Origin of the sequence: Streptomyces sp. NPDC085866 (assembly GCF_044541035.1) — a bacterium.
Lineage (GTDB): Bacteria > Actinomycetota > Actinomycetes > Streptomycetales > Streptomycetaceae > Streptomyces.
Map to the genome: position 1 here is coordinate 212194 of NZ_JBITSQ010000011.1, position 22115 is coordinate 234308.

Consider the following 22115-nt stretch of genomic DNA (forward strand, 5'->3'; position numbering starts at 1 on the left):
GCGGTCACCCCGCAGTCCACCTTCAGGAGGTGTAGGCAGCCCCACCCGTACAACCTGAGGGGGACGCTGCTTCGGGACCTGGGGCCGATCCGCCGGAGTGCGGTCCGCTCCTAGCGTGGAGCCATGACCACACCCGTCTGCACCAGCGCCTCGGCCGCCGCCGCACCAGCGCGGCAGACCCATGCATACCCGTCGTTCTCCTCGTACGTGAGGGCCCGCCAGCCGGTCCTGCTGCGTACCGCGCGCTCGCTGACCGCGAACCCGAGTGACGCCGAGGACCTGCTGCAGACCGCGCTCACCAAGACTTACGTGGCGTGGGAGCGGATCGAGGACCACCGGGCGCTCGACGGCTATGTGCGCCGGGCCCTGCTGAACACGCGGACCTCGCAGTGGCGCAAGCGCAGAGTGGACGAGTACGTCTGCGACGAGCTGCCCGAGCCGGAGCCCGTACCCGGCGAGGACGACCCGGCCGAGCGGCAGGCGCTGCACGACGCCATGTGGCGGGCGATCACCAAGCTGCCCGCGCGGCAGCGGGCGATGGTCGTCCTCAGGTACTACGAGGACCTCAGCGAGGCCCAGACGGCCGAGGTGCTCGGGGTCTCGGTGGGCACGGTGAAGTCGGCGGTCTCCCGGGCCCTGAGCAAGTTGCGCGAGGATCCCGAGCTGGGACTGGTGCGCTAGGCCTCAGTTTCGCCTCCCCTAGTGACATACCGCGCGGTATGTGCGCAGAATCAGCGCAACCTCTACTCCCGCGTAGGCAATGTCGCCATGGAGGACGCCGTGCTGAGCACCATGCAGGACGTACCGCTGCTGATCTCGAGGATCCTGACCCACGGGGCGACGGTCCACGGAACGTCGCGGGTGAGCACCTGGACCGGCGAGGGCGAGCCGCAGCGCCGCACCTACGCCGAGGTCGGCGCTCGTGCGGCCCGGTTGGCGCACGCCCTGCGGGACGAACTCGGCGTCCGGGGCGACGACCGGGTCGCGACGCTGATGTGGAACAACGCCGAACACGTCGAGGCCTACTTCGCGATCCCCTCCATGGGCGCGGTCCTGCACACCCTCAACCTCCGCCTCCCGGCCGAGCAGCTGGCGTGGATCGTCAACCACGCCGCCGACCGCGTGGTCATCGTCAACGGCTCGCTGATCCCGCTGATCGCACCGCTGCTGGCCAAGCTGCCGACGGTGCAGCACATCGTCGTCTCGGGTCCCGGTGACCGTTCCCCGCTCGAGGGCGCCACCGCGCGGGTGCACGAGTACGAGGAGCTGATCGCCGGCCGGCCCACCGCCTACGACTGGCCCGAGCTGGACGAACGCCAGGCCGCAGCGATGTGCTACACCTCCGGCACGACCGGCGACCCCAAGGGCGTGGTGTACAGCCACCGTTCGATCTACCTGCACTCCATGCAGGTGAACATGACCCAGTCGATGGGCCTGACCGACCAGGACACCTCGCTGGTCGTGGTCCCCCAGTTCCACGTCAACGCCTGGGGCCTGCCGCACGCCACCTTCATGAGCGGCGTCAACCTGCTGATGCCCGACCGCTTCCTGCAGCCCGCCCCGCTCGCCGAGATGATCGAGGAGGAGCGGCCGACGCACGCGGCCGCCGTCCCCACCATCTGGCAGGGGCTGCTCGCCGAACTCACCGCCCGCCCCCGGGACGTCTCCACCCTCGGCCAGGTCACCATCGGCGGCGCCGCCTGTCCGCCCGCCCTGATGGCGGCCTTCGACAAGCTCGGTATGCGGGTCTGCCACGCCTGGGGCATGACGGAGACCTCCCCGCTCGGCACGGTGGCCCGCCCGCCGGCCCACGCGGTCGGCACCGAGCAGGAGTTCGCCTACCGCATCACCCAGGGCCGCTTCCCGGCGAGCGTCGAGGCCCGCCTCACCGGCCCCGGCGGCGAACGCCTGCCCTGGGACGGCGAGGCGGCGGGCGAGCTGGAGGTGCGCGGCCCCTGGATCGCGGGCGCCTACTACAACGGCCCCGACGCCGAACCGCTGCGCCCCGCCGACAAGTTCAGCGAGGACGGCTGGCTGAAGACCGGCGACGTCGGCACCATCTCCCCCGAGGGTTTCCTGACGCTCACCGACCGAGCCAAGGACGTCATCAAGTCCGGCGGCGAGTGGATCTCCTCGGTCGAGCTGGAGAACGCGCTGATGGCCCACCCGGATGTCGCCGAGGCCGCCGTGGTCGCCGTACCCGACGACAAGTGGGGCGAGCGCCCGCTGGCCACGGTCGTCCTCAAGGAGGGTTCCGCCGTCGACTTCGAGACCCTGCGCACCTTCCTCGCCGAGGAGGGGAAGATCGCCAGGTGGCAGCTCCCCGAGCGCTGGACGATCGTCGAGGCGGTGCCGAAGACGAGTGTGGGCAAATTCGACAAGAAGGTGCTGCGCCGACGGTACGCGGAGGGGGAACTGGACGTCACCAGCCTCTGACCGAGGAGGTCACCGGCCTCTGACCGAGGAGGTCACCGGCCTCTGACCGGACGAGGGGTGGGCGTCCGCACGGCAGGTGCGGGCCTCAGCGCCGTACCGCCGTGGTCGCCCACCCCAGCACCAGCCACACCCCCGCCACCGCGCTGACCCCGCCCCAGCCCCAGTGGCTGAAGGCCAGGCCCGCCAGGGTCGAGGCGAGGGCGCCCCCGGTGAAGCCGGCGACCACGTAGGCGGTGTTGGCGGTGGCCGGGGCGGAGGTGGTCGTCAGGGCCAGCGTCTGGTTGGCGACATGGGAGGCGACCAGGGCGGCGTGGATGGCGACGGCGGCCACGAACAGCGCGGCCGGCACGTGCCCGCCGAGCCAGAACAGCGGCACGGACACGGCCGCGAGCAGATACGCGGACCGTACGACCTTCGCGGCGCCGAAGCGGTCGACCAGGCCGCCCGCGAGCGGGGCCACCGCGGTGGCCGTGAGGCCGAAGAGGCCGAACAGACCGGCGGTCGCGGTGGACAGGCCGTACGCCGGGCCGGTCAGCAGCAGGGCGAGCGAGGTCCACAGGGCGCTCCAGGCGCCGAACATCCCGGCCTGGCGTATGCACGCCCGCCACAGATCGGGTGAGCGGCGGACGAGTCCGGGCAGCTCGGCGATGCCCGAGAACAGCGCTCCCGCGCGGGGGCGCCGCTCCGACGGCAGGGCCAGCGCCGTGGCCAGACCCAGGACGAGGGTCAGCGCGCCGGACCCGGCGAACACCCAGCGCCAGCCGAAGGCCTGCCCGGCGAGTCCGCCGACCACCCGGGCACCGACGATGCCCGTGAACAGTCCGGCGATGACCGCCGCGACATGGCGGGCACGGTGGTGGGCGGGGGCGCGCTCGGCGACCAGCGGGACGAGCAGTTGGGGGATGACGGTGGCCGCCGCGGCGACGAAGACGGCGACCGCGAGGGCGGCGGTGCCGGTCGCGGTCGCGCCGAGCCCCAGCGCGGTGGCCGTGGCCACCGAGAGCAGGGCGACCAGCGGGCGCCGGTTGACGCGGTCGCCGAGCGGGGCGAAGAAGAGCAGGCCGGCCGCGTAGCCGAACTGGGCGACCGAGGCGATCCAGGTGACGGCCGAGGGGACCGTGCCGAAGTCGTGGGCGATCAGGGGGAAGAGCGGGGCCGCGAGGTAGATGTTGGCGGCCGTGACGGCGGTGCAGACGGCGATGAGCAGGAGGAAGAGCCGCCCGGAGGCGGGCTGTTGCCGGGTGGGGACCCGGACTTCGGGTTCCCGGTGGGTGGTGCTGGTCGCTGACGGCATGGGCGGAGCTACTCCTTCGAGCCGACTCTCACAACTAACTGGTTGGTTGGATGCCTCAACAGAGTGCGCCTTCTCGGAATTCCCTGTCAACCAAACGGTTGGTTACTTGTCCGGTTACGCTGGCCGCATGGCAGCAGTCAGGGACCCCGAGGCCACCAGGGCCCGCATCTTCGACGCGGCGGTCGCCGAGTTCGCCCGGCACGGCGTCGCGGGCGCCCGCATCGACCGCATCGCCGCCGAGGCCAAGGCCAACAAGCAGCTGATCTACGCCTACTTCGGCAACAAGTCGGAGCTGTTCACGCAGGTCCTGGAGAAGTCGATGCTCGACCTGGCCGTCGCCGTCCCCGTCGACCCCGATGACATCGAGGGCTGGGTCGACCGCGTGATCGACTACCACGCCGCCCATCCCGAGGTCCTCCGCCTGCTCTTCTGGGAGGGCCTGGAGTACGGCGCGAGCGCCGAACTGCCCGACGAGAGCGAGCGCCAGGAGCACTACCGCAAGAAGATCGACGCGCTGCGGGACGGCCAGGAACGGGGCGTGATCACCGACGCGATCCCGGCCCGCGACCTGCTCTTCCTGCTCATCGCCCTGGCCAACTGGGCCGCCGTCGTCCCCCAGATGCGCCGCATCGTGGTGGGCGCCGAGGACGCCGACCGGGACCGCCTGCGCGCCTCGATCAGAGAGGCGGCCCGGCGGCTGATCGCACGCTGACCCCGGCGCCCGAAAAGAGGGACTAGTTGGTCCCGATCCGCGCGAGCAGGTCCACGATCCGGCCCTGCACCTCGTTGCTGGTGGACCGCTCCGCGAGGAACAGCACCGTCTCGCCCGAGGCCAGCCGCGGCAGGTCGGCCGGGTCGACGGCGGCGGTGTAGACGACCAGCGGGGTGCGGTTGAGCTGCCCGTTCGCGCGCAGCCAGTCGATGATCCCGGACTGCCGCCGGTGCACCTGCATCAGGTCCATCACCACGAGGTTCGGCCTGAGCTGCCCCGCGAGCGTCACCGCGTCGTCGTCGCTCGCGGCCCGCGCCACCTGCATCCCACGCCGCTCCAGCGTCGACGTCAGCGCCAGCGCGATCTCCGCGTGCTCCTCGATCAGCAGCACCCGCGGCGGATGCTGCTCGCTGTCGCGCGGCGCCAGCGCCTTCAGGAGTACGGCGGGATCGGCGCCGTACGCTGCCTCGCGCGTCGCCTGTCCGAGCCCGGCCGTGACCAGCACCGGCACCTCGGCCGCGACCGCCGCCTGGCGCAGCGACTGCAGCGCGGTACGGGTGATCGGCCCGGTCAGCGGGTCCACGAACAGTGCGGCCGGGAAAGCCGCGATCTGCGCGTCGACCTCCTCACGGGAGTGCACGATGACCGGCCGGTAGCCGCGGTCGCTCAGCGCCTGCTGGGTCGTCACGTCCGGCGCGGGCCACACCAGCAGCCGGCGCGGGTTGTCCAGCGGCTCCGGGGGCAGCTCGTCGTCCATCGGCTGCGGCCGCGGCATGTCCGCGACCTCGATCGCCCCACCGGGACCGTCCAGCGGCTCGGGCCCCTCGGCCGCGTTCGCGTCCGGGGCGCCTATGGCGTACGACCGACCGGCACCCTCGGTGGCCGGGGCGAGCCGGGACTGCCCCGCGAGCGAGGGCTGCGCGGGCACCGGTTCGGCCTGCGGATGCGGACGGGCCGCCTGCTCCGGCTGCGACTCCTGGCGCGCGGCCGGGTCGGGCGGCGTGCCCAGCTTCCGCCGGCGGCCGGAACCGCCCGGTGCGTGCGGGGGCGGCGTCGCCGTCGGCTGCTGCACCTGCGCGGCCTGCCGCGCGAACGGCACGCCCTGCCCCAGTGTGCGGACACTGATCGCCCGGCCCTGGGTGGAGTTGGGGTCGACCGCGGGCCCCGCGGCCTCGGCGGGCAGGGGCTGAGCCGTCGCCCGCCGGCCACCGGTGTGCTCCGGCGGGAGGGGGGTGCCGGGAGCCGGGGTGGCGGTCCGGGGTGCCGGGACACCCGCACCGGAGGTGTCGTCGGCGCCGGGCCACTGCTGGGGGACCGCGGCCGCGGGGGTGCCTGCGGCCGGCGTCGGCGCACCCTGGCCTGCCGGCACCTGACCGGGAGCCGCCTCCGCCGGGAGCGGCTGACCGGGCTGGGGCACGGCCGGGGTACCGGCGGGCGGGGTGGTCTGTCCTGCCGGGACGGGGGCGGCGGGGGGCTGCTGGGCCTGGGGGGCCTGCGCCTGGGCGGGTACCGGCTGAGCGGGCACGGGCTGTGCGGGTGCCGGCTGTGCGAGTACGGGCTGGCCGGAGGCGGCCTGCGCGGGCACGGGCCGGCCGGGCGTCATCTGCGCCGGAACCGGCTGTCCCGGCGGAACCGGTACGCCCTGACCGACGGTGCCCTGCGCGGGCACGGCGGCGTTGGGCACGGCCACCGGCTGCCCGGGGGCGGCCTGGACTGCCATGCCGGGCTGAGCTGCCATACCGGGCTGAGCTGCCATGCCGGGCTGAGCCACGACACCGGCCGGCGCCGCGACACCGGTCGGCGCGACGACGCCGGGCTGACCCGCAGCCCCCGTCGGCGCGCCCGTACCCTGCGCTGGAATCCCGTGCCCCGGGGTCGGCTGACCCGCGGCGACCTGAGCAGCCTGCGGAACCTGGCCGGGCTGCACCGGCTGCCCGGGAGCGGCCGGCACGGGAGTCGCCTGAGCCGGGAGCGCCGGAACGGCCTGGCCAGGGGCGCCGGGAGCGGCAGCGGCCAGCGGGGTCACCGGCTCCGTGGGCTCGCCGGGACGGGCCACGGCCCGCCGACGGCGGCCGGTCGGTGCGGTCGTGGGGTGCGCCTGGGGCGGGGTGTGGTCCTCGGCCTGGTCGAGCGGTACGGCGTCATGCCGTCCGTCGTCGCCGGGAACTCCCTCCGCGGCCCCCTGCGCCTGACCCGGTACCTGGGCAGCCGCGCCCGGAGCCACGGCCGCCCCCGCACCGGCCGCCGCGTCGGCGGAGTCGGGTGAACGGTCGGCCTCGGCCGGGGGCAGTGCGAAGACCGTACGGGCCCCCGCCTCCTGCGCGGCGGCCCGCTCCGCCGCGGCGGCCAGCGCACGCCGGCGCCGCCCGGTCGGCTGCTCGTCCCCGGCCGCCTCGGCCGGAACAGGCTGTGCGGGCTCGCTGCCGGCCGCGGGCAGCGCGGGCGGCAGGGCGGCCTGCGGTGCGCCGGAGTCCCGCCGGGCCCGGCGGCCCGTGGGCGCGGGCACGCCCTGCGGCGGCACGGTGCCGCCGAGTCCGTTGCCCATGGCGGCGGTGCCCGCGGCATGCTCGGCCGCGGTCACCACGGCACCCTCGGACACGCCGTCCTGTTCCGTCCCGGCGTCGGTTTCGGCGGGCCGTCCGCGCCGCCGCCCGGTCCCGCCGGACGCGGTCTCCACAGCCTCAGCGACGACCGGAGGAGCCGCCTCGACGGCGGCCGCCGCACGCCTGCGGCGCCGCCCGGTCGGCACGGGCGCCTCCGCCTCGCCGTCACCCGACTCGGCGGACTCGACGGGGGTGTCGCTCTCCAGGAAGGCGTCGGTGGAGGCCCGCCGGGCCCGCCGCCGCCCGCCGCCGGTGGTCTGCCCGTCGGTTCCGGCAGCATCGGCAGCGGTGTCCTCGGGGTCCGCGGCCTGCGCGGCGACCGCCCCGGCGCCACCGCCGAGCGGCACTTCGAGGACGTACGCGCTGCCGCTCATGCCCGGCACCTCGTGCGTCTGCAGCACACCGCCGTGCGCCCGGACGATCCCGCGCACCATCGGCTCGTGCACCGGGTCTCCCCCGGTGTAGGGCCCGCGTACCTCGATACGCGCGACCTCACCGCGCTGCGCTGCCGCGACCACCACGGTGTTGTCCAGGTAACCGCCCGCGGACACGGGCGTGTTGCCGGTGGCGTCGACGCCCGCCACGTCCGCGACGAGATGCGCGAGCGCGGTGGCGAGCCGCTGCGGGTCCACCTCGGCCTCGATGGGCGGCGCGTGCACGGCGAACTGGACGCGCCCCGGCCCGATCAGCTCGACGGCCCCGTCCACACCGGCGGCGACGACGGCGTCGAGCATCACTTTCGTACGGGTGATGTCCTCGGTGCCCGCGTCCAGCCGCTGGTAGCCGAGGACGTTGTCGATGAGGGTGGTGATGCGTGAGTAGCCGGCCGAGAGGTGGTGCAGCACCTGGTTGGCCTCGGGCCACAGCTGCCCGGCGTCGTCCGCGGCCAGGGCGGACAGCTCGCGCCGCAGCTCGTCCAGCGGTCCGCGCAGGGACTGCCCGAGCAGCGTCAACAGCTGCTCGTGCCGCCCGGAGAGGGCCTCGTACCGGTCCTTCTCCCGCTCGGCGAGCGCGGCGTACCGCTCCTCGCCGGCCGCCAGCTCCTCCTGGTGCTGCTCGCGCAGTTCGTCGACTTCGGTGACGTGCTTCTGGCGCAGCGCGGTCAGGTCGGAGGCGTGCTCCTCGGAGAGTCGCTCCAGCTCCTCGGCGTGCGCCTTCTCCTGCGCGTCCTTCTCCTCGGCGAGGGCGTCGTACGGCCGCCGGTCCGTGAAGGTCATGACGGCGCCGACGAGCTGGTCGCCGTCGCGCACGGGGGCGGTGGTCAGGTCGACGGAGACCTTCTTCTCGCCCTTGGACCACAGCACCTGCCCGCGCACCCGGTGCTTGCGCCCGGAGCGCAGGGTGTCGGCGAGGGGCGACTCCTCGTACGGGAAGGGGGAGCCGTCGGCACGGGAGTGCAGTACGAGGGTGTGCAGCTCCTTGCCGCCCAGCTCACCGGCCCGGTAGCCCAGTATCTGGGCGGCGGCCGGATTGACGAGCACGATCCGCCCGTCGGTGTCGGTGCCCACGACACCCTCGGCCGCGGCCCGCAGGATCATCTCGGTCTGCCGCTGCGAGCGGGCCAGCTCGGCCTCGGTGTCCACGGTCCCGGACAGGTCCCGTACGACGATCATGAGCAGCTCGTCGCCGGTGTAGCCGTAACCGTCGTACGCCTGCTGCCCGTTCTCCAGGTTCGCGCTCGTGACCTCGACCGGGAACTCGGATCCGTCGGTCCGCCGCGCGATCATCCGCGTGGGCTTGGTCCGCCCGTGCGGATCCATGTGATCGGGGCGCCGCATGGAGCCGGGGATGAGCCGGGAGTCGAACTGCGGCAGCAGATCGAGCAGCCCTCGCCCGACGAGGGCGGTGCCCGGTGCCTCGAAGGCCTCCAGGGCGATGGTGTTGGCGTTGACGACGGTTCCGTTGGCGTTGACCAGCACCAACGCGTCGGGCAGCGCGTCGAGTATGGCTGCGAGGCGAGCAGCGCCTCGGGATGGCCTGCTGCTCACGAGACGCTTCCTCCCTGTTACCGCTTTCCGACCGCTCGGGCCATCTTGCCAACCGGCCCGCAGCGTGTCACGCGAGGGAGTCTAAAGGCACGGGTTGCGCTTGCGACGCCGGATGAGAGGGAGGTCGCACGAGGAAGTGACGGCGAACATGTGACCGAATGCCCGGTGGGCGCCCCGGTTCCGGCCCCGGCTCCCCAGGACCTTCGCGGGACCTTTACGAGGCCGGTGATTCCGCCAAGAAACGGATGAGAAGCACCGAAGCCCCTACTGAAGCGAATCCGAGGGCGAACCCGAACCCGAACCCGAAGCCGAAGCCGAAGCCGAAGCCGAACCGAGCCTCGGCAGCAGGGGCACCATCCGGTCCCACCGCCCGATCTCGCACCCGTTGCTGCGGTCGTACGAGGCGTCGACCGGACGTCCGGCCCAGGTGCCGGTGACGTGGGCGGTGGCCGGGCCGCCGTAGATCATGGTGCAGCTGCTGCCGGAGGCCACCGGCGCGAAGGTGTCCCGCCCCCAGCGCGTGTGCGAGTCGAGCACCCGGCAGGCCCCCGCCACGTCCGGGTGATTCCCGGCCCCGGGATGACAGGACACCTCGTACGTCCCGTCCCGCCCCGCGCCGGCGTGCTCCACGACGACGGTGAGGTGATCACCGCCCCGGTCCTCGGGCCGCACGGGCGGGGGCAGGGCCGGAGCGGCGGGCGCGGCTGCGGCGGCGGGTGCGGCGGCCGGGCCGACCAGTGACAGGACCGAGAACGAGACCGAGGCGGCGGCAGCGGCGGCGGTGCGGGACACCACCAGCGCGCCCCGCGGGACGGCCGACAGGAGAGAGACCATGCCTGCCCAACGCTCGCGCCCCCCGGATGTTGCGCAGGGCCCCGGACCTGCCGCCCCGCCGGGCGAAGCCCTTTGCCCTGTGGCCCCCGCGCCTAGTACCGTGGGAGCCGATTGGTGACACCACACTCGACTGTGTCATCATCTGCACGCACCAATCGCGCGCTCGCGTGAGTGGTTGTGCTGGAGGCGTCGCCTAGTCCGGTCTATGGCGCCGCACTGCTAATGCGGTTTGGGTCTTAAAGCCCATCGAGGGTTCAAATCCCTCCGCCTCCGCACCGATCCCGAAGCCCCGGTCCCCAGGACCGGGGCTTCGGTGTTCCCGGGGTGTTCCTCGGAGTGCTCCAGGACCGCCCGAGGATCTTCCTCATCCCCGCCCGAACCTTGTTTCCGCAGGTCACAACGGGTATGCGAATCGGATTTCACATGACGGCGGCAGTCATGTAATGTTCTTCCTGTCGCCGCGAGCGGGCCGAAAGGGCCGGGAGCGAAGACGAAAAACAAGCACTCGTAGCTTAACGGATAGAGCATCTGACTACGGATCAGAAGGTTGCAGGTTCGAATCCTGCCGAGTGCACACAGGTTGAAGGCCCCGGAGAGATCCGGGGCCTTCGGCGTTTCAGGGGCGTACCACGTGTGCCACATGCTGGGCGGCCAGGGCGTGGGCCAGACCATGGGCCTCTACTCGTGCTGCGACGAGGGCCCGGAGGGGAGCCTCCGGGCCCTTCGCCGGGCGTTCCAGGACGCCGTCGTGGAGGTCAGGGCTGGATCGAGCCCTCGGGCGAGCACTCCATCGCGTGGTACTTCGGGATCGTGCCGCAGATGGTGATCGTGGTGGGCGGAGCCCCGTCGGTCACGGCGAGCATGCTCGTGTACGTGTCGCGGTCCACGCGGATCGTGGCGGACTGCTGGAGGTCGTACTTGTCCTTGATGGTGACGGAGTCGCCCACCGCGCCGTTCTCGATGCGCCCCCAGACCGCACCGCAGGCCCGGCTGTAGCGCAGCTCTATGTGCATGCCGCGCAGCCAGGTCTCCCGGGCGGTCGTCGCGTCCCACTGGCAGTCCATGGCCTGGGGGTCGCGCCGCAGGCAGGTGTCATGGGAACAGCCGGCGCTCGGGGGCTTCGGGCTGTGCTGGGTGAGGTTCTGTCCGCTGGCGGCGGAGTCCGTGCCGCCCGAGCGGGAGGTGGCCTGCACTCCGGTCAACACGGCCACGGTGACCAGGCTGCCCGCGAGGGCCCCGGTGGCGACGAGCCCGGCCCGGCGGAGGTTGGTCCGCCAGGTCAGGGTGGTGGCTTTCCCGTCCCGGTCGGCGGGCGCGGGCTCGGACTCGGAGGTCGGTTCCGGTAGTGGTCCGTCCACCGGGGTGTCGTCCGCCGGGGCCTTGTCGGCGGAGGTCCCGGCGGGCGAGGTCTCGATGTCCGTGGTGGTGGCGGTCGCCGGTGTCCCGGCCGGCGGGACCCCTTCGGGGGGACTCTCGTCCCCCGCGGTCTCGTCGCCGAAGTCTCCTGCTCCCGTGGCTTGTTCCAGTAGTCCTGTCAGGTACTCGGCGTCCGTCTCCATGACGGCCGCGAACTCCTGCAGGGCGACCGAGGTCGGCAACTGCTTCCCGTTCAGGAAGCGTTCCCAGGACGAACGGCTGTAGTGGGTCCTGTCGGCCAACCGCCCGAAGCTGAGCCCGGACTCCTGCTTCAGCCGCCGCATCTCGGCGGCGAGCCGTTCTCTGCCGGACGGCTCGCCGCCACCCCCCTGATCACCAGGCATCTGCTGTCCCCCTGTTTCAGTCACGACCAGTTTTCGGTCACTATCAGTGCAGTTGAGCGGGGAGATTATCGCGCGTAGGTGAAGGGACCGATCAGCCGCGCGGGCGTGACGCCCTCCTCTTCCGGTGTCTCTCCTCACTCCCTCCCCGGCCGTCTCAGGGACGTCCCGCCCGTATGCGGGACGTCGTCGGCCGTCTCGGGACGCCTCGCGGCGGGGCAACTCCCGTCCGCTGACCCAGCATTCGAGGCCGCGAGCCCCCGTGCAGCCGTTCGACCAGGCTGCCCGCCCGCCGCGTTCGTGCGGCGCGGGCCGCTCGTTGCTCACTCCTGGCAGGCCCCTTCTTCAGCAGGCCAACTCCCCTTTGGTGGCGAACATGTCAGTGTGAGGTCCTTCGTTCGACGAGGTCGTGGCCGCTTCCGTGTCGCGTCGCCACGTCCTGGCCGGCGGTACCGCGGCCCTCGTCGCCTTCCTCGGCCTCTCCGCTCCCGCTCCCGCCTCCGCCGCGGCGCAGCCGGAGCGATCGGGCAGAGCGAGAGGGCGCGTGGGTTTCGCCGCGGTCCCGGCGAGCACGGCGGACACCGTGACCGTGCCGACGGGCTACTCGGTGCAGACGCTCGCGTCCTGGGGGCAGCCGGTGCGCGGACACAGCCCGCGCCGGCGCGCCGACGGCGGCGGTGGCCGATGAGCGCGGCGCCCCACCAGCGGGCCGGGGAGACCAGGGGTCAGCTACAGGAGTGCCCAGTGGTCCGCCACCAGGACGGCTCCGAAGCCGAGGACCAGCGACGCGGGGTGGGCGAAGAGCGCCACGGTGCGGTGGGCGGGCTCCGAGGGGCTCAGCACTCCTCTTCCGGGTCGTTCCGGTTCAGCTTCTCCAGGTACTCGTGGGCCAGCGCCGTCGCCCGGGTGAACCAGTCCGTGATGATCGCCAGCTCCTCGGGGGAGTAGTCGGCGAACAGGGTCGTGAGGCGCTTGTAGTGGCCCGCGTACACGGCCTCGACGCGGGTCACGGCGGCCGGTACGGCGGCCACGCGCACCCGGCGGCGGTCCGCGGGGTCGGGGCGGCGGGTGACGTAGCCGGCGCGTTCGAGGCGGTTGAGGATTCCGGTCACCGCGCCCGTGGTCACATGGGCGCGGGCCGCGAGGTCGCCGGCCGTGAGCAGGTCCTCGCCGGCCTCCAGGACGAAGGCGAAGCAGGTCAGGTCGGTGACGTTCAGTCCCAGCCGCCGGGCCAGTTCCTGTTGTCCGATCAGGTGGGCGGCGATGAGGTGGTCCATCGCCGACAGCGCCCGGGCCGGGGTGGCGGGCGGTCGGGGGGTGCCGTCCATCTTTCGTAATCCCTTAGCTCGTGAGATATTCGGGTGATAAATGTCTTAGCCCGTGAGGGATCTTGCCCTGGAGGCGGTTCCATGAGTCTGTACGACGAGGGTCACACGATCGCCGGTTGGACCGGCTTCGGCATCGCTGCCGTCGGAAGCGGCGTGGTGGGGTGGGGGGTGTGCACGGCCTCCGTGCCGCCCGTCGTGGGTGGACTGGCGATCGTGGCTGTGAGCGTCCTGGTCACCTGGCTCCTGCACCTGTCCGGCTGGGGCAAGCCGCCGGGCGTGCGGCCACGGGACCAGTGGGGGATGCGGGTCCGGGACACCCGGGCCCGGGAAGGGCACGCCGGGTGTGTGGGGTGCCGGCTGGCGGGGCGGGGGCGAAGTGCCGCGAACACGGCGCCGGTGCCCGTGGCGCAGGGCGCTGTCAGTGGTCCCCTCTACCCTCAGGAGTGATGGCACACAGGTGGAGATGTTCCGGACTGCGCTGGACGCCGGACGGCCCCGTGCTGGTGTGGGACGGCGGGCGGCGCAGTGCGCTGCCGTGGGGGAAGCGGGTCGCGTTCGGTGTCGCCGAGGGCTCGGTGCGGCAGTGCGTGGGGGCACGGGGGCATGTGTGTCCGGTGGGGGCCGTGGTGTCGGGGCGGAGTACGGGGGCCCGGTGCGAGGAGTGTGCCCGGCTGGACCGGGCGCACTCCGTGGCCGCGGACACCATGGCCGATGATCCGCGGCCGTACCACGTCTATCTGGCCTGGTTCGGGCCCGGCATGGTCAAGGTCGGCATCACCGCCGTCGAGCGCGGTTCGGCGCGGCTGCTCGAACAGGGTGCGGTCTGCTTCAGCTGGCTGGGCGCCGGTCCGCTGATGGCGGCCCGGCGCACCGAGGAGCTGCTGCGCGCCGCCCTCCAGGTCCCGGACCGGATTCCGTACGCCGAGAAGCGTGCGGTGCGGGCGGTGCTGCCGGAGACGGAGGAGGAGAGGGCCCAGGAAGTGCGGGAGGTGCATGCGCGTGCCGTCGTACTCGGCGGCTGGCCCGAGTCGTTGACCCGCGAGCCGTGTCGACCCGTCGATCACGGCAGGCACTTCGGACTCTCCCGCCCACGGGCCGCCTTCGGTGACGTCGTCGAGCTGGTCCCGGGCGGGGCCGTCAGCGGTGAGCTGGTCGCTGCCGCCGGGCCCGATCTGCATCTGGCGGTCGACGGGCGTGGGGTCGTCGTCCTCGACACCCGGCTCATGACCGGGTGGGAGCTGATGCCGCTGCCGAGGGAAGTCAGCGCTTTCACCGTCCCGGCAAGGGAGTTCAGGAGGGAGCAGGACGGACTCTTCTGACCCGCGGCTCGAAGGTCAAGACTTGGATCCCGTGCGGATCCCTTTGGGCAAGGTCCATGGACCCCCGCCACCGCCCACGGGCATCGTGGCCGACATGAGCGAAAACCACCTTGCCCCTGTCGCCCCCGTCCCCAGCCCCGCCCCTCCCGCCGAACCCCCTTACTACGCCGTCGTGTTCACCTCCGCCCGCACCGACCTCGACCCCGACGGCTACACCGACACCGCCCGCCACCTCTCCGACCTCGTCCGGAGCATCCCCGGCTTCCTCGGGGAGGACTTCGCCCACACCCCCGGCGGACTCGCGATCTCCGTCGCCTACTTCCGGGACCTCGCAGGGATCGAGGAGTGGCGCCGGCACCCCGAGCACCTGGACGCCAAGCGGCGCGGGCGGGAGCGGTGGTACGAGCGGTACGTGATCCACATCGCCCGGGTCGAGAGCAGCCACGGGTTCGCGCGTGCGTGAGTGGTTCCCAGGCATTCCCTGAGAGGCGCCTGTGTGTTTCTTAGGGAAATCACAGATTCGTGAAAGCGTGTTCTCAGAGGACCCCGACATGGTGTCCACCATGACCACGACCTCGCCCCAGGGGCGCACCGAACTGCTGAGGCCGGACGGGAGCCCCGTCCGAGTGCTTGTGGTGGACGACGAGCTGTCGATCACCGAACTGCTGAGCATGGCCCTTCGATACGAGGGCTGGCAGATCAGGAGTGCGGGTGACGGCCAGGGGGCCATCCAGACGGCCCGTGAGTTCCGGCCCGACGCCGTCGTGCTGGACATGATGCTGCCGGACATGGACGGGCTGACCGTCCTCGGGCGGCTGCGCCGCGAACTGCCCGACGTGCCCGTCCTCTTCCTCACCGCCAAGGACGCCGTCGAGGACCGTATAGCCGGCCTCACCGCCGGCGGCGACGACTACGTCACCAAGCCGTTCAGCCTGGAAGAGGTCGTGGCACGGCTGCGGGGGCTCATCCGCCGGTCCGGGGCCGCCGACCGGCGGTCCGACTCCGTGCTCGTCGTGGGGGACCTGACCCTGGACGAGGACAGTCACGAGGTCTCGCGGGCCGGGGAGTCCATCCACCTCACCGCCACCGAGTTCGAGCTGCTCCGCTTCCTCATGCGCAATCCGCGGCGCGTGCTCAGCAAGGCGCAGATCCTGGACCGCGTGTGGTCGTACGACTTCGGCGGGCAGGCCAACGTGGTCGAGCTGTACATCTCGTATCTGCGGCGGAAGATCGACGCCGGGCGTGAGCCCATGATCCACACCCGGCGTGGAGCCGGATACCTGATCAAGCCCGCCGCGTCATGAGCGGGCGACGACGGCCGCGTCCGCAGAAGCGGCATGGGGGTCCCCTCGCTCGAGCGAAGTCGAGAGTGGGGGAGGGACAACCGCGCACCCTGCGGACGCGGCTCGTCGTCGCGTCCGTGGTGCTGATCGCCGTGGTCTGCGCGGTGATCGGCACCGTGACGACGCTCGCGCTGCGCACCCATCTGTACGACCAGCTGAACGGCAAGGTCGACGACATCGCCATGCGCGCGGCGGGCGGCCGGCTGCCGGGGGGTACGGAACCGGGCGGCCCGACGGCACCCGAATCACCGTCCAAGACCAGCACCACGCCGAGCGAACGGATCGAGCACCTCCTGACCTTCGGCCCGACGCAGCCCAACACCGTCGCGGCGTACGTGCAGAACGGCTCGATCGCCAGCGCCGGCAAGGCCGTGCAGCTGAACGACAGTTACAACCGGTTCCGCAAGATGAGCGCCGTCGGTCTCACCGCCGCGCAGAAGCGGGCGCTGGCCACGGTGCCGAAGGACAACAAGGCGCACACGGTGGAACTCCCCGGTCTCGGGGACTACCAGGCCGAGTACAAGGTGAGCCCCGACGGCAGCGAGGCCTACTACGTCGCCCTGCCCACCAAGGACGTCGACGACAACATCGACACCCTGATCGTCGTCGAGGTCTGCGTCACCGTGGCGGGGCTGATCGCCGCCTCCCTCGCCGGCTTCGTCATCGTCGGCGTGGCCACCCGCCCCCTGCGCAAGGTCGCCGCCACCGCCACCCGCGTCTCCGAACTCCCCCTGCACACCGGCGAGGTGAACCTCAGCGAGCGGGTCCCCGAGTCGGAGTGCGACCCGCACACCGAGGTCGGTCAGGTCGGCGCCGCGCTCAACCGGATGCTCGACCATGTGCACGGCGCCCTGCACTCCCGCCAGCAGAGCGAGATGCGGGTACGGCAGTTCGTCGCCGACGCCAGTCACGAACTGCGGACTCCGCTCGCCTCCATCCGCGGCTACGCCGAGCTGACCCGGCGCGGACGGGAACAGGTCGGGCCCGACACCCGGCACGCGCTGGGGCGGATCGAGTCCGAGGCCGGACGGATGACCCTCCTCGTGGAGGATCTGCTGCTCCTCGCCCGGCTGGATGCCGGCCGACCGCTGCAGTTCGAGCAGAGCGACCTCATCCCGCTCGTCGTGGACACCATCAGCGACGCCCGCGCGGCCGGCATGGACCACAACTGGCGGCTCGACCTGCCCGACGAGCCCGCGCTCGTGTCCGCGGACGCTGCCCGGCTGCAGCAGGTGCTCGTCAATCTGCTGGGCAACGCCCGCAACCACACCCCGCCGGGTACGACCGTCACCGCGCGTGTGCAGCGGCGCGGGCCCTGGATGTGCATCGAGGTCGAGGACAACGGGCAGGGGATTCCGCCCGAACTGCTCCCGCACGTCTTCGAGCGGTTCGCGCGCGGGGACTCGGCGCGCTCCCGTGCCACCGGCTCCACCGGACTCGGCCTCGCCATCGTGCAGGCCGTCGCGGCCGCGCACGGCGGTGCCGTGACCGTGGACAGCGTGCCCGGACGGACCGTGTTCACGGTGCATCTGCCGGCCCTCGCCCCGCAGCCGGAAATGAGCTGGCAACAGCACTCACAGGCGCAGCACAGTGCCACCACATGGGTGCAACAGGGCGCTTGACGAGAGTCGGTTCCATGCGAACCGACTCTTCTCCCGGCACCCTGCCGGCGCGGGAGCACCTCCCGGCCGGAAACGCCGGTACGCCTGTCCTGGACGTAGTGATCCCCGTCTACAACGAGGAGAAGGACCTCCAGCCGTGCGTGCTCAGACTGCACGATCACCTCACGCGCACCTTCCCGTACGCCTTCCGCATCACGATCGCGGACAACGCGTCCACGGACAGCACCCCGCTGGTGGCGGCGCGGCTGGAGGCGGAGATCCCCGAGGTCGCCAACTTCCGGCTGGAGCAGAAGGGCCGTGGACGCGCCCTGAGGACCGTGTGGTCCGCGTCCGACGCGCCGATCCTCGCGTACATGGACGTCGACCTGTCCACCGACCTCAACGCCCTGCTGCCGCTGGTGGCGCCGCTGATCTCGGGCCACTCGGACCTTGCGATCGGCTCCCGGCTCGCCCGTACCTCCCGGGTCGTGCGCGGTCCCAAGCGTGAGTTCATCAGCCGGGCCTACAACATGATCCTGCGCGGCTCGCTGCAGGCCCGCTTCTCGGACGCGCAGTGCGGCTTCAAGGCCATCCGCCGCGATGTCGCCCAGGTGCTGCTGCCGCTGGTGGAGGACACCGGCTGGTTCTTCGACACCGAGATGCTGGTGCTCGCCGAGCGGGCGGGGCTCAGGATCCACGAGGTGCCGGTCGACTGGGTCGACGACCCCGACTCCACCGTGCACATCGTCAAGACGGCCACCGACGACCTCAAGGGCGTGTGGCGGATCGGCAAGGCGCTGGCCGGCGGTTCGCTGCCGCTGGACCGGCTCACCCGACCCTTTGGCGACGACCCGCGTGACCGCGACATCCAGGACGTGCCCAAGGGGCTGGCCCGCCAGCTCGTCGGCTTCTGTGTGGTCGGCGGCCTGTCGACCCTCTTCTACCTCGTGCTCTACAGCGTCTTCCGGCAGTTCTCCGGCGCGCAGGTCGCCAACGCGCTCGCCCTGCTGGTCTCGGCGATCGCCAACACGGCCGCCAACCGCCGGCTGACCTTCGGGGTGCGCGGCCGGGGCGGCGCCGTCCGGCACCAGGCGCAGGGTCTGGTCGTCTTCGGCATCGGACTCGCCCTGACCAGCGGCTCCCTGGCCGCCCTGAACGCGGCCACCGGCGACCCGGCGCACTCCACCGAGCTGGCGGTGCTCATCGCCGCCAACCTCGCGGCGACCGTCCTGCGCTTCCTGCTCTTCCGCGCCTGGGTGTTCCCGGACCGCCGGGAGTCCGGCCGGGAATCGACGGTGGTGGCGACGCACCACCCGTCCACGCCCACCTACAGCACGACGGCTCCGTACGCACCGCTCCCGCAGCGCCCGGTGCCGTACCAGCAGCCGTACCAGACCATCCAGGTCCGCGCCGGTGAAGCCGCGGACGGCAGCTGGAGGGACGCCACCATGCGGCTGCAGCCGGTGCGCCCTCACGACACCGACCCGGGGGACCCCCGATGACCACCCACTACGATCAGCCGACCACCCGGCAGGACGGTCCCGGCGCCTGGGGCCCGCCGCCGACCGCTCCCCCGCAGGCCGGTGAGCCGCGGCAGCCCCTCGTACGCAGACTGTGGCGCGGCCGCCCCGAGGACCCGCGCTGGGCACGCCCGGCGCTCCTAGGCCTGCTGGCCCTCACGCTCGTCACCTACCTCTACAACCTGAGCGCCTCCGGCTACGCCAACTCCTTCTACTCGGCGGCCGTCCAGGCGGGCAGCAAGTCCTGGAAGGCGTTCTTCTTCGGCTCGCTGGAGCAGGATCAGGAAGGCCTGCAGCGTCTTGGAGAGGAACGCGAAGCCGATCGCGGCGCCCGCCCACACCAGCCACCTGGTCCGCCCGTCCTCGACGGCACGGACGACGAAGTAGCAGGCCAGCGCCATCAGCAGGGCCAGCAGCGCGTCCGGGTTGTTGAACCGGAACATCAGCGCCGCGACGGGGGTGAACGCGAGCACCGCACCCGCGATCAGTCCGGCCGCGGGGCTGGACCGGCGCCGTACACCCGCGTACACGACCGCCACCGTGCCGACGCCCATGAGGACCTCGGGGGCGAGGATCGCCCACGAGTTCAGGCCGAAGATCCGCACCGACAGCTCCATCGGCCACATGAAGGCCGAGGGCTTGTCGACGGTGATGGCGTTGCCCGCCGCTGGCCGTCGTCTACGCGGTCTGCGGTCCGGTGAAGCTGCGCAAGCGGCTGGTGCAGCTGGGCCTGGCGACCGTCGCGCTCGTCGTGGCCGGCGGCTGGTGGGTCGCGATCGTCGAGCTGTGGCCGGCCTCCTCCCGCCCCTACATCGGCGGTTCGCAGAACAACAGCTTCCTGGAGCTGACCTTCGGCTACAACGGCCTCGGCCGGATCAACGGCGACGAGACCGGCAGTGTCGGCGGCGGTGGCGGCGGCAACGGCTCCGGCCGCTGGGGCGCCACGGGCTGGGACCGGATGTTCAGCTCCGAGATCGGCAGCCAGATCTCCTGGCTGCTCCCGGCCGCGCTGATCCTGCTGGTCGCGGGCCTGTGGGCGACCCGCAAGGCACGGCGTACGTCCGTCACGCGCGCCTCGTTCCTGGTGTGGGGCGGCTCGCTGCTGATCACCATGGTGGTCTTCAGCTACATGGCGGGCATCTTCCACCAGTACTACACGGTGGCCCTCGCCCCCTACATCGCGGCCGTCACCGGCATGGGCACCGGGCTGCTGTGGGAGAAGCGGAAGGAGACCTGGGCGTCGCTCACGCTCGCCGCCGCCGTGGTGGCCGCGGCCGCCTGGGGTTACGTCCTGCTCAACCGCACCTCCGGCTATCTGCCCTGGCTGAAGTGGCTGGTCCTGATCGGCGGGCTCGCGGCCGCGTTCGGACTGGTCTTCGCGGGCCGCCTCTCGCGGCAGCTCGCCCTCGGTGCGGCGGCGGTGGGCCTGGTGGCCGCGCTCGCCGGTCCGACGGCGTACACCCTCAGCACGGTGAACTCCGCGCACACCGGCTCCATCCCGACGGCCGGCCCGGCGGGCGCGAGCATGATGGGCTTCGGCGGCGGACGTCCGGGCGGCGGAACGGGCGGCGGCTTCGGCGGCGGAATGCCGGGCCGGCAGAACCAGCAGGGCCAGGGCCGGCAGAACGGCAACGGGAACATGCCGGGCGGCCAGGGCCAGGGCTTCCCCGGCGGCGGAATGCCCGGCCAGAACGGCAACAGCCAGGGGCAGGGCCAGGGCCAGAACCAGCAGAACGGCAACGGCTTCCCGGGCGGCGGCGGGCTCGGCGAAGGCGGTCGTATGGGCGGCGGAGGTGGCGCCGGCGGCCTGCTGAACGGCGCGAACGTCAGCTCCGCGGCCAAGAAGCTGCTGGAGAAGGACGCGGACAAGTACACCTGGGTCGCGGCCTCCATCGGCTCCCAGAACGCCGCGAGCTACCAGCTGGCCACCGGGGACCCGGTGATGGCGATCGGCGGCTTCAACGGCACCGACCCGTCCCCGACGCTCGCCCAGTTCAAGAAGTACGTGACGGACGGAAAGATCCACTACTTCATCGCCGGCGGCGGCATGGGCGGTGGCATGGGCGGCAGCAACAGCGGTACGTCGTCCCGGATCACCTCGTGGGTCGAGAGCAACTTCAAGAAGGTGACGGTCGGTTCGGCCACCTTCTACGACCTCACCCAGAAGGCCCGGTGACTGAGGGCCGGTAGCGGACAGAAACCTGGTGCAGTCCGGGCTGCTGCTCACCGCGGGCAGCGCCGCCGACCTCCCCCACCAACTGCCGGGCTCGGGGCCGGGAAGTTGGTGGGGGAGGTTGCTGTGCTGGTGGGGGGGACTGGTGGCAGCGGCGTTGTTGCGGCGGGCGGAGCGGGTGGTCGCGGGTGGTCGCCTAAGAGCTCGGGGGGATGGGTATGCGTGCGGCTGCGGGTGCGTCGTGGTCGTTCGCGCAGTTCCCCGCGTCCCTGGGGTCGGCTGCGGATCTGGCATCTTGAGAAGTGGCCGCAGGTTCAGAGAGGTGGGTTGATGGCGAAGGGTGATGCGCGGTCGGTGCGGGCCAGTGTGTGGTTGGAGGGGAAGGCGCGGCGTGGCGGGCGCAGCGCGCAGCCCTCGGGGCTCGACCGGGAGCGGATCACCGCCGTGAGTGTGCGGCTGCTGGACGCCGAGGGGCTGGCGAAGTTCTCCATGCGGCGGCTCGCCGGTGAGCTGAACGTCACCGCGATGTCCCTGTACTGGTACGTCGACACCAAGGACGATCTGCTCGAGCTCGCCCTGGACGCGGCCTACGGCGAGCTGCGGCTGCCCGTGTCGCAGGACACCGCCGACTGGCGGGAGGAGCTGCGGGCGCTGGCGGCCGAGTACCGGGCGCTGCTGGTGCGCCACCCCTGGATGTCGCCGCTGGCCGGCCGGTACCTCAACATCGGCCCCGAGTCGCTCGCCTTCTCGCGCAGTGTGCAGCGGGTCATCCGGCGCGCAGGGCTGCCCGCGCACCGGGTGACGAGCGCCATCTCGGCCGTGTTCCAGTTCGTGTACGGCTACGGCACGCTGGAGGGCCGGTTCCTGTCCCGGATCGCCGACTCCGGGCTGCCCCCGGACGACTACTTCCAGCAGGCCATGAGCTCGGCCCGGCAGGACCCCGAGGCCGCGGACTACCTCCAGGAGACCAAGGAGATCAGGGACGCCCGCGGCGGCGACACGGTCGCCGAGATGCTGGACCGTGACTTCACCTTCGCCCTGGACCTGCTGGTGGCCGGGATCGAGGCGATGGTCGAGCGCGGCTGACTATTCCGAGACCAGCCGTGCCGGGAAACCGCCCGTTGCCACCGGCCCCCACCGTTGCGGAGTGACCCGGACGATCGACTTGCCCTGCTTGACCATCGCCTCCCGGGCCCCTTTTTGTCTG

At 72.3% G+C, this 22115-nt stretch carries 16 protein-coding genes, 2 tRNA genes and 4 pseudogenes; 15 read left to right on the forward strand and 7 right to left on the reverse strand.

Going from position 1 to position 22115, the window contains the following annotated elements; genetic code table 11:
- The first annotated feature begins 123 nt into the window (after positions 1-123).
- Both ACIF83_RS28145 and ACIF83_RS28150 read left to right on the forward strand, forming a co-directional pair.
- Positions 124-681, forward strand: coding sequence for a SigE family RNA polymerase sigma factor (locus ACIF83_RS28145; protein ID WP_393474487.1), 558 nt, complete (start codon positions 124-126; stop codon positions 679-681).
- A gap of 99 nt (positions 682-780) precedes the next feature.
- Complete coding sequence (locus tag ACIF83_RS28150; RefSeq protein WP_399731005.1) at positions 781-2436, forward strand: long-chain fatty acid--CoA ligase; 1656 nt, start codon at positions 781-783, stop codon at positions 2434-2436.
- 85 nt (positions 2437-2521) lie between these two features.
- Here ACIF83_RS28150 and ACIF83_RS28155 read toward each other — a convergent pair whose 3' ends face one another.
- Entirely contained in the window at positions 2522-3730 is a 1209-nt protein-coding gene (locus tag ACIF83_RS28155; RefSeq protein WP_399731008.1) for an MFS transporter, read from the reverse strand.
- 127 nt (positions 3731-3857) lie between these two features.
- Between ACIF83_RS28155 and ACIF83_RS28160 the strand changes: the two genes are divergently transcribed.
- Positions 3858-4442, forward strand: a complete 585-nt coding sequence (locus ACIF83_RS28160) for a TetR family transcriptional regulator (protein ID WP_399731011.1) — start codon at positions 3858-3860, stop codon at positions 4440-4442.
- A gap of 22 nt (positions 4443-4464) precedes the next feature.
- On the opposite strand, the gene ACIF83_RS28165 is transcribed toward ACIF83_RS28160, so the two are convergent.
- Positions 4465-9033, reverse strand: coding sequence for a PAS domain-containing protein (locus ACIF83_RS28165; protein ID WP_399731013.1), 4569 nt, complete (start codon positions 9031-9033; stop codon positions 4465-4467).
- 264 nt (positions 9034-9297) lie between these two features.
- Positions 9298-9867 carry an SSI family serine proteinase inhibitor gene (locus ACIF83_RS28170; protein ID WP_399731016.1) on the reverse strand — a complete coding sequence of 190 codons (570 nt, stop codon included), beginning with the start codon at positions 9865-9867 and terminating at the stop codon, positions 9298-9300.
- 182 nt (positions 9868-10049) lie between these two features.
- Between ACIF83_RS28170 and ACIF83_RS28175 the strand changes: the two genes are divergently transcribed.
- Both ACIF83_RS28175 and ACIF83_RS28180 read left to right on the forward strand, forming a co-directional pair.
- Positions 10050-10140, forward strand: a tRNA-Ser gene (locus tag ACIF83_RS28175).
- A gap of 228 nt (positions 10141-10368) precedes the next feature.
- Positions 10369-10441 (forward strand) — tRNA-Arg (locus ACIF83_RS28180).
- Positions 10442-10622: 181 nt separating this feature from the next.
- On the opposite strand, the gene ACIF83_RS28185 is transcribed toward ACIF83_RS28180, so the two are convergent.
- A complete protein-coding gene (locus ACIF83_RS28185; RefSeq protein ID WP_398140584.1) occupies positions 10623-11627 on the reverse strand; it encodes a helix-turn-helix domain-containing protein in 1005 nt (334 codons plus the stop codon).
- 406 nt (positions 11628-12033) lie between these two features.
- On the opposite strand from ACIF83_RS28185, the gene ACIF83_RS28190 reads away from it, so the two are divergent.
- On the forward strand, positions 12034-12312 hold the full coding sequence (locus ACIF83_RS28190) for a hypothetical protein (protein ID WP_399731019.1): 279 nt from the start codon (positions 12034-12036) through the stop codon (positions 12310-12312).
- A 148-nt stretch (positions 12313-12460) separates the two neighbouring features.
- On the opposite strand, the gene ACIF83_RS28195 is transcribed toward ACIF83_RS28190, so the two are convergent.
- The gene (locus tag ACIF83_RS28195) at positions 12461-12952 is read right to left on the reverse strand and encodes a MarR family transcriptional regulator (RefSeq protein WP_393474455.1); all 492 of its coding nucleotides are present in this window, start codon (positions 12950-12952) and stop codon (positions 12461-12463) included.
- A gap of 81 nt (positions 12953-13033) precedes the next feature.
- Between ACIF83_RS28195 and ACIF83_RS28200 the strand changes: the two genes are divergently transcribed.
- From ACIF83_RS28200 to ACIF83_RS28230, 7 genes and pseudogenes are all read left to right on the forward strand, one after another.
- Entirely contained in the window at positions 13034-13399 is a 366-nt protein-coding gene (locus tag ACIF83_RS28200; RefSeq protein ID WP_398140585.1) for an HGxxPAAW family protein, read from the forward strand.
- A complete protein-coding gene (locus ACIF83_RS28205; RefSeq protein WP_399731022.1) occupies positions 13399-14271 on the forward strand; it encodes a DUF2797 domain-containing protein in 873 nt (290 codons plus the stop codon). Before ACIF83_RS28200 ends, ACIF83_RS28205 begins: the two co-directional genes overlap by 1 nt.
- Positions 14272-14365: 94 nt before the next feature.
- A complete protein-coding gene (locus ACIF83_RS28210) occupies positions 14366-14734 on the forward strand; it encodes an antibiotic biosynthesis monooxygenase family protein (RefSeq protein ID WP_398140587.1) in 369 nt (122 codons plus the stop codon).
- Positions 14735-14834: 100 nt separating this feature from the next.
- Positions 14835-15575: a response regulator transcription factor gene (locus tag ACIF83_RS28215; protein ID WP_150134013.1), complete on the forward strand. Its 741-nt coding sequence runs from the start codon at positions 14835-14837 to the stop codon at positions 15573-15575.
- Positions 15572-17236 carry an ATP-binding protein gene (locus ACIF83_RS28220; protein WP_393474445.1) on the forward strand — a complete coding sequence of 555 codons (1665 nt, stop codon included), beginning with the start codon at positions 15572-15574 and terminating at the stop codon, positions 17234-17236. Before ACIF83_RS28215 ends, ACIF83_RS28220 begins: the two co-directional genes overlap by 4 nt.
- Positions 17237-17250: 14 nt before the next feature.
- On the forward strand, positions 17251-18717 hold the full coding sequence (locus tag ACIF83_RS28225) for a glycosyltransferase (protein ID WP_399731027.1): 1467 nt from the start codon (positions 17251-17253) through the stop codon (positions 18715-18717).
- A pseudogene (locus tag ACIF83_RS28230) lies at positions 18714-19010 on the forward strand (glycosyl transferase); the annotation flags it as partial. The gene ACIF83_RS28225 and the pseudogene ACIF83_RS28230, both read left to right, overlap by 4 nt.
- Here ACIF83_RS28230 and ACIF83_RS28235 read toward each other — a convergent pair.
- Positions 19011-19400 (reverse strand): annotated as a pseudogene (locus ACIF83_RS28235) (glycosyltransferase family 39 protein); the annotation flags it as partial.
- Here ACIF83_RS28235 and ACIF83_RS28240 point away from each other — a divergent pair.
- Positions 19397-20911: pseudogene (locus tag ACIF83_RS28240) on the forward strand (glycosyl transferase); the annotation flags it as partial. The pseudogenes ACIF83_RS28235 and ACIF83_RS28240 overlap by 4 nt on opposite strands.
- Before the next feature lie 327 nt (positions 20912-21238).
- Positions 21239-21994 (forward strand): TetR/AcrR family transcriptional regulator, encoded by a 756-nt coding sequence (locus ACIF83_RS28245; protein ID WP_398140591.1) that lies wholly within the window; start codon positions 21239-21241, stop codon positions 21992-21994.
- Here ACIF83_RS28245 and ACIF83_RS28250 read toward each other — a convergent pair.
- A pseudogene (locus ACIF83_RS28250) lies at positions 21995-22099 on the reverse strand (PPOX class F420-dependent oxidoreductase); the annotation flags it as partial.
- Between the last annotated feature and the right edge of the window lie 16 nt (positions 22100-22115).

Excerpts from the sequence above, each read along its gene's own strand:
- ACIF83_RS28245 (WP_398140591.1), top strand. The coding sequence starts at position 21,239 with ATGGCGAAGGGTGATGCGCGGTCGGTGCGGGCCAGTGTGTGGTTGGAG.
- ACIF83_RS28195 (WP_393474455.1), bottom strand. The coding sequence starts at position 12,952 with ATGGACGGCACCCCCCGACCGCCCGCCACCCCGGCCCGGGCGCTGTCG.
- ACIF83_RS28170 (WP_399731016.1), bottom strand. The coding sequence starts at position 9,867 with ATGGTCTCTCTCCTGTCGGCCGTCCCGCGGGGCGCGCTGGTGGTGTCC.
- ACIF83_RS28185 (WP_398140584.1), bottom strand. The coding sequence starts at position 11,627 with ATGCCTGGTGATCAGGGGGGTGGCGGCGAGCCGTCCGGCAGAGAACGG.
- ACIF83_RS28155 (WP_399731008.1), bottom strand. The coding sequence starts at position 3,730 with ATGCCGTCAGCGACCAGCACCACCCACCGGGAACCCGAAGTCCGGGTC.
- ACIF83_RS28160 (WP_399731011.1), top strand. The coding sequence starts at position 3,858 with ATGGCAGCAGTCAGGGACCCCGAGGCCACCAGGGCCCGCATCTTCGAC.
- ACIF83_RS28210 (WP_398140587.1), top strand. The coding sequence starts at position 14,366 with ATGAGCGAAAACCACCTTGCCCCTGTCGCCCCCGTCCCCAGCCCCGCC.
- ACIF83_RS28205 (WP_399731022.1), top strand. The coding sequence starts at position 13,399 with ATGGCACACAGGTGGAGATGTTCCGGACTGCGCTGGACGCCGGACGGC.
- ACIF83_RS28215 (WP_150134013.1), top strand. The coding sequence starts at position 14,835 with ATGACCACGACCTCGCCCCAGGGGCGCACCGAACTGCTGAGGCCGGAC.
- ACIF83_RS28225 (WP_399731027.1), top strand. The coding sequence starts at position 17,251 with ATGCGAACCGACTCTTCTCCCGGCACCCTGCCGGCGCGGGAGCACCTC.
- ACIF83_RS28220 (WP_393474445.1), top strand. The coding sequence starts at position 15,572 with ATGAGCGGGCGACGACGGCCGCGTCCGCAGAAGCGGCATGGGGGTCCC.
- ACIF83_RS28200 (WP_398140585.1), top strand. The coding sequence starts at position 13,034 with ATGAGTCTGTACGACGAGGGTCACACGATCGCCGGTTGGACCGGCTTC.
- ACIF83_RS28145 (WP_393474487.1), top strand. The coding sequence starts at position 124 with ATGACCACACCCGTCTGCACCAGCGCCTCGGCCGCCGCCGCACCAGCG.